Below are 14,057 nucleotides of genomic sequence, written 5' to 3'. Positions count from 1 at the left end.
CGCGGCGCAATCAGGCGCCCCGCCTTACTGGACGGACGTCAGCCATGTATCAGTCGGACATCACGCAGTTCATCAACCAGCTCAAGCAGCAAAAGCCGCAGCTCGAAGAACAGCAACGCAAGGGCCGCGCGCTCCTGTGGGACAAGCAGCCGATCGACCTCGACGAGCGCGAGCGCCAGCAGGCTTCGCGCGTGAAGCAAACGTCCTACGTCTACTACCAGAACTTCTGATGGCCGAGGCCGACGGGGCCGGCGCGCCGCCAGCAGGCGAGCACGCGGCCAGTCACGCGGGCCACGCGCCCGGGCAAACGCCCGGTGAGGCGCTGACCACACCCGCGACCGACTCGACGCCCGACACGGTCGACGGCGTTGCGTTCGCACGCCTTTACGGCGAGCCGCTCTTCAAGCTCCCGCAGGACCTCTACATCCCGCCGGACGCGCTCGAAGTTTTCCTCGAAACCTTCGAAGGCCCGCTCGACCTGCTGCTGTACCTGATCCGCAAGCAGAACTTCAACGTCCTCGATATTCCGATGGCGGAGGTCACGACCCAGTACCTCGGCTACGTCGAGCAACTGCGCAAGACCAACCTCGAACTCGCGGCCGAATATCTGCTGATGGCGGCCATGCTCATCGAGATCAAGTCGCGCATGCTGCTGCCGGTCAAGAAGGCCGACACCGGCGAGGAAGCCGAGGACCCGCGCGCCGAACTCGTGCGCCGCCTGCTCGAATACGAGCAGATGAAGCTCGCCGCCCAGCGCCTCGACCAGTTGCCGCAGCTCGGCCGCGACTTCCTGCGCGCCGAGGTGTATATCGAGCAGAGCATCACGCCGCGCTTTCCCGACGTGGACAGCAACGACCTGCGCGCCGCGTGGGCCGACGTCATCAAGCGCGCAAAGCTCGTCCAGCATCACAAGATCTCGCGCGAGGAGCTCTCGGTGCGCGAGCACATGAGCATCATCCTGCGCAAACTCCAGGGCGAGCGATTCATGGAGTTCTCCGAGCTTTTCGACACCACGCGCGGCGTGCCCGTCGTGGTCGTGAACTTCATCGCCATGCTGGAGCTTTCGCGCGAGTCGCTCATCGAGATCACCCAGCCCGAGCCGTTCGCGCCGATTTACGTGCGGCTCGCGTATTTGCCCGCCTGATCTATCCCCGATGTTTTCCGGGCGCGCGCCGGGACAATAAACAGGATCGCATCACGCGGGGCAGCCGCCCGGACCGCACAGCGGAACGCCAGGACAAACCCCCTATCCGAGGCGGGTGCGCGGCATTCACAAATCCACTACAATCGCCCGCGCCTGCCCGGTCTCGTCCCATATACGGGGCACACGTCATACTTGCCGCGCCACCTGCGCGGACCGGGCGCGCGACGTCCGCTCGCGGCCCTTCGTCCGGGTCTCTGGCTTGCGGCCGTGCCACCCAAGTCTTGCCCCGCGCGAGGCATAAAGCATCCGATCATGAAAGTCATTAGCTCGATTCAGGAATTGCGCGACCAGTTGCGCGGCCAAAACCGCACTGCATTCGTGCCGACCATGGGCAACCTGCACGAAGGCCATCTCTCGCTGATGCGCCTCGCGCGCCAGCACGGCGACCCGGTCGTGGCGAGCATCTTCGTCAACCGGCTGCAGTTCGGCCCGAACGAGGACTTCGACAAGTACCCGCGCACGCTCCAGGACGACATCGAGAAGCTGCAGAAGGAAAACGTCTACGTGCTGTTCGCGCCCACCGAGCGCGACATGTATCCGCAGCCGCAGGAATATCGCGTGCGCCCGCCGCACGACCTCGGCGATATTCTGGAAGGCGAATTCCGCCCCGGATTCTTCGAGGGCGTGTGCACGGTCGTCATGAAGCTGATGTCGTGCGTGCAGCCGCGCGTGGCCGTGTTCGGCAAGAAGGACTACCAGCAGCTCATGATCGTGCGCGCGATGTGCAACCAGTTCGCGCTGCCGACCGAAGTGGTCGCCGCCGAAACGGTGCGCGACGCCGACGGCCTCGCGCTCAGCTCGCGCAATCGCTACCTGACCGAGGCCGAGCGCGCCGAGGCGCCGCAACTGGCGGGCGTGTTGCGCGCGATCCGCGAGTCGGTGCTGTCGGGCCGCCGCGACTTCCAGCAGCTCGAACTCGACGCCATGGCCACGCTCGCCGCCCGTGGCTGGAAGCCCGACTACATCGCGATCCGCAAGCGCGCGAACCTGCTGCCGCCCGCGCCGGGCGTAGCCGGCGACGCGGAGTCACCGCTCGTCGTGCTGGCCGCGGCGAAGCTGGGCGCCACGCGCCTCATCGACAACCTCGAAATCTGACGACGCGCGCGGGACGGCCGCGCCGCCGCCGCGCTCATCCGATTCCGCCAGATTCCGCTTACCCGCGGCGGGCCGCGCGCCCGCTCGCCTGAGGAGACCCTCCATGCAACGCCATATGCTGAAGTCGAAGATCCACCGCGTCGCGGTCACGCACTGCGAACTGCACTACGAAGGCTCGTGCGCCATCGACGAAAACCTGCTCGAAGCGGCGAACATCGTCGAAAACGAGCGCATCGACATCTGGAACATCAACAACGGCGAGCGCTTCACGACCTACGCGATCAAGGGCGAACGCGGCAGCGGCATGATCTCGCTGAACGGCTCGGCCGCGCGCCGCGCGCAACTGGGCGACCTCGTGATCATCGCGGCCTTCGCGAACGTGGAAGAGGAAGAGCTGAAGGCCGGCTGGAAGCCGGACCTCGTGTTCGTGGACGAGAACAACCGCATCAAGGGCAGCCGCGACCACGTGCCCACGCAAAGCTGGAGCTGACACGCGAGTACGGCCGGCGCGGCGCACGCGGCCCGCGCCGCCGCCGTTGCGCACTGGGTTGCCCGCTCATTTGCCGGCTGGTTTGCCGTCCACCCAGCCGATAATCGACTGCCACTGGTCGAGGTCCTTCTCGACCCGGCTCTTCGCGACGTCCCAGAGCGTGAGGCCGTGCGCGGCGAGCTGCACGTAGTTCTGCGTGTCGCGCAGATAGCCGAGCACCGGCAACTCCAACCCCTCGACAAAGCGCTGCAGCTGCTCGGCCGAGCGCGTGCGCGCATCGACCCGCATGCCCACCACGCCCACCTGGATCGCGCCCTTGCGCACGGCTTTTTCCTTGGCGAGGCGATTCAGGAAGTCCTGGGTGGCGAGAATGTCGAACATCGAAGGCTGCAGCGGCACGATCACCTTGTCGGCCAGCTCGATGATCGCCTGGAGCCGGTTGCCGTGCAGGCCAGCGGGCGTGTCGATAACTGCGTGCTCGAGGCCCTTGGGCGGCTTCGCCGGGTTGTCCAGATCGACCTGCCAGCTTTCGATGGCCGGCAGCGTCGCGGGCCGCAGATCTAGCCAGGCGTGCGAAGACTGCTGCCGGTCGAGGTCCGCGAGCGCGACCCACTCGCCTTGTGCGGCGAAATAGCCGGCCAGATTGGTGGACAGCGTGCTCTTCCCCACGCCGCCCTTGGGATTCGCCACCACGATTACCGTCATGAATGCTCCCGTCAGGATGGCTGGCGCCTCGCCAGCCGGATTGCCGTGATTTTTGCCTGATGCCTTGTTCGATACCTGGCGAGGCGACTTGCGAACGAGCGAGCGCCCCGAATCAACCGTCCGATAATATCGGCAAATTGCGCGCCGCCGAAGTCCCCCACGTGCGCGCACCCGCATTGTTCACCGCATTGTTCATATCAAATACGGAGACTGACCGACCATGAGTACGCTACGCCACGACGTCACGATCGAAACCCTGCTCGAACGGCAACGCGGCCGCCTGCCCGATCTGCTGGGCTTTCGTCCGATCGCCCTCGAGCAAGGCCTGCTGCGCGCCGAACTCGACGTGCGCAGCGACCTGCTCGCCCCGAATGGCTTCCTGCACGCCGCCACGGTGATCGGGCTCGCCGATACGGCCTGCGGCTACGCCTGCCTCGCCCACCTTCCGCCCAACGCGAAGAACTTCACGACCATCGAGATCAAGAGCAACCATCTCGGCACCGCGCGCGAAGGCACGATCTCGGCTGTCGCGACGGGCGTGCACCTCGGGCGCAGCACGCAGGTCTGGGACGCCACGGTGAAGGGCCCGGACGGCAAGACCATCGCGCTGTTCCGCTGTACGCAGATGGTGCTTTACTGAGCCGGTCGGCCGCGCTTTTAGCCGCACTGCTTTTAGCCGCGCTTTCAGCCGATCACGCCGAACACCTTCTCCAGATCGAGGCTCGCCGCGAGCGTATCCGCCAGCCGCTCCAGCGACGCCTCGCGCAGCGCCGGGTAGTCCACCGTGCGCGCCTGCGCAAGCCCCGCCCAGCGCACGAGCGCCGCACACGCCTCGGGCGTGTCGAAGAGACCGTGCACGTAGGTGGCGAGAATCTGGCCGTCCGCCGAACGCGCGCCGTCCGGGCGCGTCGCCCCCTCGGCGCCCACGGCAAGCCTCAGCGCCGGGAAATCGAGCGCCGGCCCGTGCGTCTCGCCCATATGAATTTCGTAGCCCGCCACGCGGGCAAGCGCCGCGTGCGCGCCTTCCAGCGCGAGCGCGCCTGTCACGTTCTTCAGCGTCTTCTCGCGCGTGAGCACGGTCTCGTAGTCGAGCCAGCCGAAGCCCTCAACCGCGCCTGGCTCGCCCTCCACGCCATGCGGATCGGCAATCGCGCGCCCGAGCATCTGCATGCCGCCGCAAATGCCGATGACGCGCCCGCCATACCGCAGATGCCGCGCAAGCGCCGTCTCCCAGCCCTGGGCGCGCAGCCACGCGAGGTCGTCGCGCACGTTCTTCGATCCCGGCAGGATCACGAGATCGGCGGCGGGAGGCGCTTCGCCCGTGCGCACATACGTGAAATCGACCTGCGGGTGGGCGCGCAGCGCGTCGAAGTCGGTGTGGTTGCTGATGTGCGGCAGCGCCGGCACGACGACGCGCAGCGTCTCGCCCTCGGCCTGCGCGCCGCTGTGGGCCGCGCCCGGCAACATGTCCTCGGCGTCGAGCGTGAGGCCGTGCAGATACGGCACGACGCCCAGCACCGGCTTGCCCGTCTGCCGCTCGAGCCAGGCGAGGCCCGGTTCCAGCAGTGTGAGGTCGCCGCGAAAACGGTTGATGACAAAACCTTTGACGCGCGCGCGCTCGCTCTCCGAAAGACAGGCCAGCGTGCCGATCAGATGCGCGAACACGCCGCCACGGTCGATGTCGGCCACGAGCACGACCGGGCAATCGACCGCCTCGGCAAAACCCATGTTCGCGATGTCGTTGGCGCGCAGGTTGACTTCGGCGGGACTGCCCGCGCCTTCCACGAACACCGTGTCGTAGCGCGCGCGCAGACGCCCATAGGATTCGAGCACGGCCTCGCGCGCGAGCGGCTTGTAGTCCTGGTACGCGCGCGCGTTGAGATTCATGCGCGCCTTGCCGTGGATGATGACCTGCGAGCCGAGATCGCTATTCGGCTTGAGCAGCACCGGATTCAGGTCGGTGTGCGCCTCGATGCCGGCAGCGACAGCCTGCAGCGCCTGGGCGCGGCCGATCTCGCCGCCATCCACGGTCACGGCGCTGTTGAGCGCCATGTTCTGCGGCTTGAACGGCGCAACGCGCGCGCCCGCGCGGCGCGCGAGGCGGCACAAACCGGCGACGAGCGTGCTCTTGCCGGCGTCGGAGGTCGTGCCCTGGATCATCAACGTGCCGGTGGGTACACGAGGCACGGCGGGTAGCGTGGCGGTCATGAAGCGAATACGTGGGCCTGGGTTGGTCCTTCGGTGGGCCTGAAAGACACGGGAAAGCGAACGCGCATTATCCCATCGCCCCGCCGCGCCCTGCAGAACCCTAGCGCGACGTTGGCCGAACGGATGACGGTGCGTCCGACTTCAGCCGTTACAATCACGCGATGAATTCGCGCGATCTCACCTTCATCGTCGGCGGCGCGCGCTCGGGCAAGAGCGCGCACGCCGAACGCCTCGCCGCCGCAAGCGGCCTGCCGGTCACCTATATCGCCACCGCGCGCGTGACGGACGACATCGAATTCACCGAGCGCATCGCCCACCATCGCGCGCGCCGGCCCGCGCACTGGGCGCTGGCCGAAGCGCCGCTCGATCTCGCGCTCGCGCTCGACGCAACGGCGGCGCCCGGCCAATGCGTGCTGATCGACTGCCTCACGCTGTGGCTCGCGAACCTGCTGTGCCCCGCCGACTCCGACTCGCCGCTGCCCGACTGGCGCGAGCGCCTCGACGCCTTCGCTGCCGCCTGCGAGCGCGCACAAGGCACGGTGCTCGTGGTGAGCAACGAGATCGGCATGGGCGTCGTGCCGATGGGCGCGGCCACGCGCCTTTACGTGGACGAACTCGGCCGCCTCAATCAGCGCATCGCGGCGCTTGCCGACCGCGCCACGCTCGTCGTCGCGGGCCTGCCTCTCGCGCTCAAGGCGCCGCACGGGGCCTCATGATGCTCACGCTACCCGTTACCGCCGCGCTCGCCGTGGCCGGCGTCGCCGTGGACCGCTGGCTCGGCGAGCCGCGCCGCGCACATCCGCTCGTCGCCTTCGGCCGCTACGCGAACCGCATCGAAGCGCGCCTGAACACCGGCCGCCGCGGCCGTCCGCTCGGCCTGCTCGCATGGCTCGCCGCCGTCGCGCCGCCCGTCATCGTCGCCGCGCTGTTTTGCGCGCTGCTGCCCTGGCCGCTCGCCTGGGCGTTGCATGTCGCGCTGCTCTGGTTCGCGCTCGGCGCACGTAGTCTTACCGAACACATCGCGCCGATCGGCGCCGCTTTGGCGCGGCGCGACCTCGCCGCCGCGCGCGAGCTGACGGGCCGCATCGTCTCGCGCGACACAGCGGGCGCGGACGCCACAGCGCTTTCGCGCGCCGCCGTCGAATCGGCGCTCGAAAACGGCAACGACGCGATCTTCGGCGCGCTGTTCTGGTTCGCGATCGCGGGCGGCCCCGGTGCGCTCGCGTTCCGTCTCGCCAACACACTGGACGCCATGTGGGGTTACCGCACGCCGCGCTTCCTGCGCTTTGGCTGGGCGGCCGCGCGTATCGACGACGTGCTCAACTGGATTCCCGCGCGCCTCACCGCCGCGAGCTACGCGCTGCTCGGCGACACACGCCAGGCGCTGCACTGCTGGCGCGAGCAGGCGCATCGCTGGGAGAGCCCGAACGCGGGCCCGGTGATGGCGGCGGGCGCGGGCAGCCTGAACGTACTGCTGGGCGGCGCGGCCGTGTATCACGGCACGCTGGAGGAGCGCCCGGCGCTCGGCGCGGGCTCGCCGCCGCGCGCGCAGCACGTGGATGCGGCGCTGCGGCTCGTCGAGCGCACCACCATCCTGTGGCTCGCGGCGCTGCTCGCACTGGCCTTCGTGAGCGTGGCGACCCATGTCTGAGCATCCCGCCGCTCTCGTCGCACACGGCGGCAATCTGCACGAAGCCGCCGAGCGTTACGGCATCGCGTGGGACGCCTGGATCGATCTCTCCACCGGCATCAACCCGCATGGCTATCCGGTGCTGCCCGTGCCGCCAACAGCATGGCGGCGTCTGCCCGACGACGGCGACGGCTTCGCCGCGTGCGCCGCGCGCTATTACGGCACGCCAGACGCTCACCATGTGCTGCCCGTGGCGGGCAGCCAGGCCGCAATCCGCGCGCTGCCCGCCTTGCTGCCGCTTGCGCGTGTAGCGATCGCGCCGCTCACCTACGGCGAATACGCGCCGGCGTTCGCGCGCGCGGGGCATGAAATCGTGCCGCTCGACGTCGTGCACGACACGCTGCCCGATAGCGTCACGCATGCCGTCGTGGTGAACCCCAACAATCCGACGGCCACGCATCTTGCTGCCGCGCGCCTGCTGCATTGGCATGCGCAACTCGCGTCGCGCGGCGGTACGTTGATCGTCGACGAAGCGTTTGCCGATGCGTTCGGGCACGAGCAATCCGAAACGCTTGCGCACGCAACCAATCGCGATGGACTCGTCGTGCTGCGCTCGCCGGGCAAATTCTTCGGGCTCGCCGGCGTGCGCTGTGGTTTCGCACTCGGCGCACCCGCGCTGCTGGCCGCGCTACGGGCGCATCTGGGCGCATGGACCGTGAGCGGACCCGCACGCCACGCCGTCACCCATGCGTTCGAAGACAGTGCGTGGCAAAACGCAATGCGCGTGTGGCTCGCCGCCGAGAGCGCACGCCTCGTTGCGCTGTTGCGCGCTCACGGCTTCGCGCCGCACGCCACGCCGCTTTTCGCGTGGATCACAGACTCGCGCGCGGCAGCGCTGCAAGACGCGCTCGCGCGACGCGCGGTGTGGACGCGCCGTTTTGACGCGCCGGCCAGCTTGCGCTTTGGCCTGCCCGCCTCCGAAGACGAGTGGCAACGCTTCGAAAGTGCGCTCGAACAGGCCGTACGGGCGATCGGCTGATGCGCGCGGCGATCCTCGCGTTATCGCTTGCCGTCGCGGCGCTCGGACCCTGCACCGCAAATGCAACCGTCACCGCCATCGACGACACAGGCAACACCGTCACCCTTGCGGCTCCCGCGCAACGCGTGGTGAGCCTCGCGCCTCACGTGACCGAGCTGCTCTATGCCGCGGGCGGCGGCACGAAACTGGTCGGCGCCGTGGCTTACAGCGATTACCCGCCTGAAGCACAAAAGGTGCCGCGCGTAGGCGACAATCGAGCGCTCGACCTCGAACGCATCGCCGCGCTCAAGCCGGATCTCATCGTGGTCTGGCGTCACGGCAACGCGCAGCAACAGCTCGATCGTCTGCGCGATCTGCACATCCCGCTCTTTTTCAGCGAGCCGCATAAGCTCGACGATGTCGCGGCCTCGCTCACGCGCCTTGGCGTGTTGCTCGGCACCGAATCCACGGCTCAGGCTGCGGCAAGCACCTACCGGCGCGATATCGCGCAGCTACGCGCACGCTATGCGCAGCGCGCGAGCGTGAGTGTGTTCTACGAAGTCTGGGATCAGCCGCTGATGACGATCAACGGTTCGCACATGATCAGCGACGTGATCGCGCTGTGCGGCGGCCGCAACGTGTTCGCAACGCTCGATCCACTCGTGCCGACAGTTTCCACGGAAGCCGTGCTCGCCGCCAATCCGGAGGCAATCGTCACCGCTTCGCCAGGCGCGACTTCGCCCGACCGCCCGCTGCCGGGCCTCGAGCGCTGGCGCGCCTGGCCCGCGCTCACCGCTGTTGCACGCGGCGATCTCTTCGCCATCGACGGCGATCTGCTCACGCGCCCCGCGCCGCGCATCGCCCAGGGCGCGGCACAACTGTGCAAGGATCTCGACCTCGCCCGCTCGCGCGACGCCACGGCGCATTGATTCGATCTCCGAAGCGATTTACTACGCGTTCCAGCGCGAAAGCAGCCACTGTGCGCTAGAAGCGTCGTAGCGCAGGCAGACGATGGCGCCCATCTCCAGCGGCCAGCGCACGCAGCGCGCGAGCGGCGTGCCGAGCGCGCGCGCCGTGACCGCGCGTATCACGCCCGCATGCGTCACGGCCCAGACGGTGGACTTCTCGTGCGCCCCGAGCGCGCCGAACCACTCGCTCACGCGCGCATCGAACTGCGCAACGCTCTCCCCGCCGTGTTCGCGCGCGTGCTCGAAATTCGCGGCCCATGCGTCGATTTGCACGCGCTCGATTGCGTCCCAGCGCTGCATCTCCCACGCGCCGAAATCCATTTCAGCCAGGCGTGCTTCGGCTTGCGGCGTGTGGCCGCGCACGCCGGCAAGTACGGCCGCCACGCTCGCGCAGCGCGTGAGCGGGCTCGTTTCAATCCGTTGCGGTTCGCGCACGCCGAGCGCAGCAAGCCGATCGGCCAGCAGCGCCGCCTGCTGCGTTGCGTCGCCCGCGAGCGCCACGTCGCTCGCGCCGTAGCACACGCCCGCGTCCACAGCCACGGCCGGATGGCGGATCAGAACGAGATCCATGCGAGCCCCACAAGGTAGATGGCGATCTCGAACACCTGCTGCGCGAAGCCGAGACAATCGCCCGTATAGCCGCCAATGCGGCGCACGAAGTAGCGCGCGAGCGCGTAGCGCAGCACGGCGAGCACGACGAGCGTCGCAACGCCCGCGCGCCAGTCAGGCGCACCTGCCCACACCGGCCAGAACAGCCACGGCAAGCCGAACACACACGCACACAGCCACGCGGCCACACTCATGCGCTGCGCAACGGGCTTGGCCTTGCCCTCGGGACGCACATATTCGAGCGAGACGAGATAGCTGATCGCGCACGCACGGCTCGCCGCGTGACCGGCGATCATCAGCATCGCGGCGCGCGCGGGGGGCAGCGCGGCAAGCGTCTGCCACTTCAGCGCCAGCGCCACCACAAGCCCAATCGCACCGAACGCGCCGATGCGTGAATCGTGCATGATGCGCAGCACGTCCTCACGTGTGTACGCGCCGCCGAATGCGTCAAGGCAGTCGGCAAGGCCGTCCTCGTGGAAGGCGCCCGTCGCGAGCAGCGTGAGCGCCATCGACAGCAGCACGGCCACGCTCGCGGGAAACACGCGCAAGGCGGCGAGATAGACGAGCGCCCCGAGCGCGCCGATCAACGCGCCGACGAGCGGAAAGTAGCGCGCCGCCGCATTGAGCCACGCAGGCTCGAAGCCAACCCAGCGCGGCACCGGCACGCGCGTGAAATAGCCCAACGCCGTGAAGAAATAGCGCAGTTCCGCAAGCGGGTTCATCGCGCGGCGCTCAGGCGTGTCGGTCACTGCGATCGTCGACGCCGGCCGACTCGAAGCTCGCCATTTCGTTCAGGAACGCCACCGCCGCGCGCAGCAGCGGCACGGCGAGCGCCGCGCCGGTTCCCTCGCCCAGACGCAGATCGAGCGTCAGCAGTTCGCGCGCGCCGAAGTGATCGAGCATGCGGCGGTGCCCTGCTTCGTTCGATGCATGCGCAAACACGCAGTAGTCGCGCACGTTTGGCGCAAGCGAGTCGGCCACGAGCAGCGCCGAGGTCGCGATAAAGCCGTCCACGAGAATCGCCATGCGCGAGCGCGCCGCTTCGAGGTACGCACCCGCCATCATCGCGATCTCAAAGCCGCCGAACGCGGCGAGCACGTCGAGCGGCTCGCGCGCGTCGGCATGATGCGCGAGCGCCGCCGCGAGCACGTTGCGCTTTTTCGCGAGGCCTGCATTGTCGAGGCCCGTGCCGCGCCCGACGCATTCATCGATCGGCACGCCGCACAGCCGGCTCATCAGGCACGCTGCCGACGACGTGTTCGCAATGCCCATCTCGCCAAAGCCGATCACGTTCGTGCCGAGCGCCGCGTGGTGGCGCACGCGCTCCGCGCCCGCCGCGAGCGCGGCGAGGGCTTCGTCGCGCGTCATGGCGCGCTCGCGCGCGAAGTTGCGTGTGCCTTGCGCGATGGGCACATCGACGAGCGCGGGCGACGGCGGCAGCAGCGTCGCCACGCCTGCGTTGACGACTTCGAGCGTGAGCCCTGCCACACCGCTGAACGCGTTGATGGCCGCGCCGCCCGCCACGAAGTTCGCGACCATCTGCGCGGTCACGGCCTGCGGGTACGGGCTCACGCCTTCAGCGGCAATGCCGTGGTCGCCCGCGAACACGATCATCACGGGACGCGCGACGCTCGGGCGCGTCGTGCCCTGGATCATGCCAAGCTGGCGCGCCAGCGTTTCGAGGCGGCCAAGACTGCCGGGGGGTTTGGTCTTCGTGTCGATGAGGCGTTGCAGTTCGTCGCGCAACGAGATGTCGAGCGGTTCGACGGCGAGCAGTTCGGTAAGCGATGACATCATGGTGTGTTTCGTTTCGAAGTGATGCGGGCGCGAACGGCGCGTTAGTGCGCGCCGTTCGCGCCCGGCGAATGCAAAAGGGAAGAAGTCGATCCGAGAGTTGGCGAAAGCGCGGGCACAAGCGCCTCGTGCTCGCCCTCGCGTATCAGCACGAGCGGATGGCCGAATGCAGCGCTCGCGCGCTGCGGCGTGAGCACCTCTCGCACGGGGCCCGCGTGAAAGCCGCCGCGGCCGTCGAGCAGGAGCGCGTGCGTCGCGAAACGCCGCGCGAGATTGAGATCGTGGCAGGAAAACAGTACGGCGCGCGCCTCACTTCGCACCCAGCGCGAGAGCGCTTCAAGGCACGCAATCTGATGATGCAGGTCGAGATGCGCAAGCGGTTCATCGAGCAGCAGCAGCGGCGCGCCCTGACACAACACGGCTGCCAGCGCGGCGCGCTGTCGCTCGCCGCCCGAGAGCGACAGCACATCGCGCGCGGCGAACGCTTCGAGGCCGAGCATGGCGAGCGCAGCGTGCGCGGCGGCACGATCGGCGTCGCCCTCCCAGCCCCAGCCCGAAAGATGCGGATAGCGATTGAGCAGCACGGTGTCGAGCACGCTCGCGCTGAATGCGTCGCGCTGGTCCTGGGGCATCAACGCGCGGCGCTGCGCGAGGCGCACCGGCTGCCAGTGTGCGAGCGCGATACCCTCCACTTCCACGCTTCCCGCCGAAGGCTCGCGCAGGCCCGCGAGCGCGCCGATGAGCGTAGTCTTGCCCGCGCCATTCGCGCCCGCGATGCACCAGATTTCGCCGGCGGCAAACCTTTGCGTGAGCGATTCGACAAGCGTGCGCGCGCCGGCTCGCAACGTGAGCGCGTGGACCGCGAGAAGAGGTGGAAGTGTGCCGCTCATCGTGCGCGCCTCGCGAGTAGCATCCACAGGAAAACGGGCACGCCCGCGAGCGCAGTCACAACGCCCACCGGCAACTGCGCGGGCGCAGCCACCGTACGCGCGACGAGGTCAGCGCCCATCACGGCGACGCCGCCCGCGAGCGCGGCGGCGGGCACGAGCATGCGCTGGTCGTTGCCGAACGCGAGGCGCAGCATGTGGGGCACGACGAGCCCAACGAAGCCGATGGTGCCGCCCGTCGTCACGGCGGCGGCCGCCGCGAGCGAGGCGGCAAGATAAATGCCCACGCGCAGACGCAACACCGGCACGCCGAGCGCCTGCGCAGCGGCGTCGCCGCGCAGCAACACGTTGAGCATCGGCGCGGCCGGCACGATGCACGCAAGGACCACGCCAAGCGTAACGAGCGCAGGCCATGGCGCGCCCGCGCCATTGAGGTCGCCCGTGAGCCAGAACAGCATGCCGCGCAGGCGCGTGTCGGGCGCGAGTGTGAGCAGCAGCGTGATCAGCGCGCCCCAGCCTGCCGCCGTCACCGCGCCCGTCAACAAAAGCCGCGGCGAGCTGTCCTGCGGCTCGCCGCGCCACAACTCGCGGCGCGCGAGGCCGAGCACGAGCAGGATCGAAACGAACGCGCCCGCACATGCGCTCGCCTGCACGCCCCACCACGCCACGCCCGCGATCATCGCCACCAGCGCGAACGCGGCAGCGCCGCCGGAAACACCGAGCACATAGGGCTCCGCGAGCGGATTGCGCAACAGCACCTGCAACAGCGCACCCGCCAGCGCGAGCAGCGCGCCACAAGCAAAGCCCGCCAACGCGCGCGGCAAGCGCAGCGTACGCACGATTTCAATCGCCATGTCGGGGGCGCCGTGCGCAGGGGTGAGCGCCGCGAGCGCCTGGGCAAACGTCACACTCACGCTGCCGGTTGCAAGCGATGCGACGAACACCGCGAGCGCGGCCGCAGCGAGCGCGCCCCAGATCATGCACGCGCGGCGTGCGCTCATCGCGCGGCGCGGCAGCGCGTGCAACGGCGGCACAGCATGGGACTCATCGCGGCTCATGGAACGCATCGAGGAACTCAGCAGCGGGTTTCAATCAAACTCACACAGAAAGACAGCAGGGATATCGCAGGCCACGACAGCGTGCAGTATTTTTGTCGCTAAGGATTCTGCATGATGTGTGGCAGAGCGTGGCAAAAGCGGCATGGCAAATGCCGTTCACAAAAGCACTGGCAATGGATCATGAATCCGTGATGTTATAACGCGCGGACCCTGAGCGAGACGACGCGCTGCGCGCGGCCGTGGCAAATTGCGTTCCCGCCCGGCCTATGCAGCACACGTAGCGAGGGATTCGTGCCTGATTCGGGTAAGAAGCCGGGTTGTTACGTCTGGAAACGACACAATCATCAAAATACGCGTTAATCCGCGCTAGAATGCCTGTCTTTAGAGGACG

General features: G+C 68.4%; 16 protein-coding genes. 9 read left to right on the top strand and 7 right to left on the bottom strand.

Annotated elements, in window-relative coordinates; all coding sequences use genetic code 11:
- Positions 1-44 precede the first annotated feature (44 nt).
- From U5A52_RS23800 to panD, 4 genes are all read left to right on the top strand, one after another.
- Entirely contained in the window at positions 45-230 is a 186-nt protein-coding gene (locus U5A52_RS23800; protein ID WP_069265440.1) for a DUF3460 family protein, read from the top strand.
- Complete coding sequence (locus U5A52_RS23795; protein WP_321912729.1) at positions 230-1,144, top strand: ScpA family protein; 915 nt, start codon at positions 230-232, stop codon at positions 1,142-1,144. The genes U5A52_RS23800 and U5A52_RS23795 overlap by 1 nt, the downstream gene beginning before the upstream one ends.
- Positions 1,145-1,456: 312 nt before the next feature.
- Positions 1,457-2,299, top strand: coding sequence for a pantoate--beta-alanine ligase (gene panC, locus U5A52_RS23790; protein ID WP_321912730.1), 843 nt, complete (start codon positions 1,457-1,459; stop codon positions 2,297-2,299).
- Between the two features lie 103 nt (positions 2,300-2,402).
- Positions 2,403-2,789: an aspartate 1-decarboxylase gene (gene panD / locus U5A52_RS23785; protein WP_028207747.1), complete on the top strand. Its 387-nt coding sequence runs from the start codon at positions 2,403-2,405 to the stop codon at positions 2,787-2,789.
- 66 nt (positions 2,790-2,855) lie between these two features.
- On the opposite strand, the gene U5A52_RS23780 is transcribed toward panD, so the two are convergent.
- On the bottom strand, positions 2,856-3,494 hold the full coding sequence (locus U5A52_RS23780; protein WP_321936474.1) for a ParA family protein: 639 nt from the start codon (positions 3,492-3,494) through the stop codon (positions 2,856-2,858).
- A 220-nt stretch (positions 3,495-3,714) separates the two neighbouring features.
- Between U5A52_RS23780 and U5A52_RS23775 the strand changes: the two genes are divergently transcribed.
- Positions 3,715-4,134, top strand: coding sequence for a PaaI family thioesterase (locus tag U5A52_RS23775; protein ID WP_321912735.1), 420 nt, complete (start codon positions 3,715-3,717; stop codon positions 4,132-4,134).
- Positions 4,135-4,178: 44 nt separating this feature from the next.
- Here the strand turns inward: U5A52_RS23775 and U5A52_RS23770 are convergent, their stop codons facing one another.
- Complete coding sequence (locus U5A52_RS23770) at positions 4,179-5,702, bottom strand: cobyric acid synthase (RefSeq protein WP_321936473.1); 1,524 nt, start codon at positions 5,700-5,702, stop codon at positions 4,179-4,181.
- A 161-nt stretch (positions 5,703-5,863) separates the two neighbouring features.
- Here U5A52_RS23770 and cobU point away from each other — a divergent pair, with 161 nt between their 5' ends.
- Genes cobU through U5A52_RS23750 form a run of 4 tightly spaced genes read left to right on the top strand, consistent with a single transcriptional unit; the run spans position 5,864 to position 9,279 of the window.
- Positions 5,864-6,418, top strand: a complete 555-nt coding sequence (cobU, locus tag U5A52_RS23765; RefSeq protein ID WP_321936472.1) for a bifunctional adenosylcobinamide kinase/adenosylcobinamide-phosphate guanylyltransferase — start codon at positions 5,864-5,866, stop codon at positions 6,416-6,418.
- The gene (cbiB, locus tag U5A52_RS23760) at positions 6,418-7,353 is read left to right on the top strand and encodes an adenosylcobinamide-phosphate synthase CbiB (RefSeq protein WP_321936496.1); all 936 of its coding nucleotides are present in this window, start codon (positions 6,418-6,420) and stop codon (positions 7,351-7,353) included. Before cobU ends, cbiB begins: the two co-directional genes overlap by 1 nt.
- On the top strand, positions 7,346-8,371 hold the full coding sequence (cobD, locus tag U5A52_RS23755) for a threonine-phosphate decarboxylase CobD (RefSeq protein ID WP_321936471.1): 1,026 nt from the start codon (positions 7,346-7,348) through the stop codon (positions 8,369-8,371). Before cbiB ends, cobD begins: the two co-directional genes overlap by 8 nt.
- Positions 8,371-9,279 (top strand): cobalamin-binding protein, encoded by a 909-nt coding sequence (locus tag U5A52_RS23750; RefSeq protein WP_321936470.1) that lies wholly within the window; start codon positions 8,371-8,373, stop codon positions 9,277-9,279. Before cobD ends, U5A52_RS23750 begins: the two co-directional genes overlap by 1 nt.
- 21 nt (positions 9,280-9,300) lie before the next feature.
- Here the strand turns inward: U5A52_RS23750 and cobC are convergent, their stop codons facing one another.
- Genes cobC through U5A52_RS23725 form a run of 5 tightly spaced genes read right to left on the bottom strand, consistent with a single transcriptional unit; the run spans position 9,301 to position 13,666 of the window.
- Complete coding sequence (gene cobC / locus U5A52_RS23745; protein ID WP_321936469.1) at positions 9,301-9,888, bottom strand: alpha-ribazole phosphatase; 588 nt, start codon at positions 9,886-9,888, stop codon at positions 9,301-9,303.
- The gene (locus U5A52_RS23740) at positions 9,873-10,649 is read right to left on the bottom strand and encodes an adenosylcobinamide-GDP ribazoletransferase (RefSeq protein WP_321936495.1); all 777 of its coding nucleotides are present in this window, start codon (positions 10,647-10,649) and stop codon (positions 9,873-9,875) included. The genes cobC and U5A52_RS23740 overlap by 16 nt, the downstream gene beginning before the upstream one ends.
- 10 nt (positions 10,650-10,659) lie before the next feature.
- A complete protein-coding gene (cobT, locus tag U5A52_RS23735; RefSeq protein WP_415765567.1) occupies positions 10,660-11,721 on the bottom strand; it encodes a nicotinate-nucleotide--dimethylbenzimidazole phosphoribosyltransferase in 1,062 nt (353 codons plus the stop codon).
- A gap of 44 nt (positions 11,722-11,765) precedes the next feature.
- The gene (locus U5A52_RS23730; RefSeq protein ID WP_321912744.1) at positions 11,766-12,611 is read right to left on the bottom strand and encodes an ABC transporter ATP-binding protein; all 846 of its coding nucleotides are present in this window, start codon (positions 12,609-12,611) and stop codon (positions 11,766-11,768) included.
- The gene (locus U5A52_RS23725; RefSeq protein ID WP_321936468.1) at positions 12,608-13,666 is read right to left on the bottom strand and encodes an iron ABC transporter permease; all 1,059 of its coding nucleotides are present in this window, start codon (positions 13,664-13,666) and stop codon (positions 12,608-12,610) included. The genes U5A52_RS23730 and U5A52_RS23725 overlap by 4 nt, the downstream gene beginning before the upstream one ends.
- Positions 13,667-14,057: the final 391 nt, after the last annotated feature.

This window comes from Paraburkholderia sp. J8-2, from assembly GCF_905220195.1.
In the GTDB taxonomy this organism is placed as follows: Bacteria; Pseudomonadota; Gammaproteobacteria; order Burkholderiales; family Burkholderiaceae; genus Paraburkholderia.
This window is presented reverse-complemented; position numbering and strand designations above follow the sequence as displayed.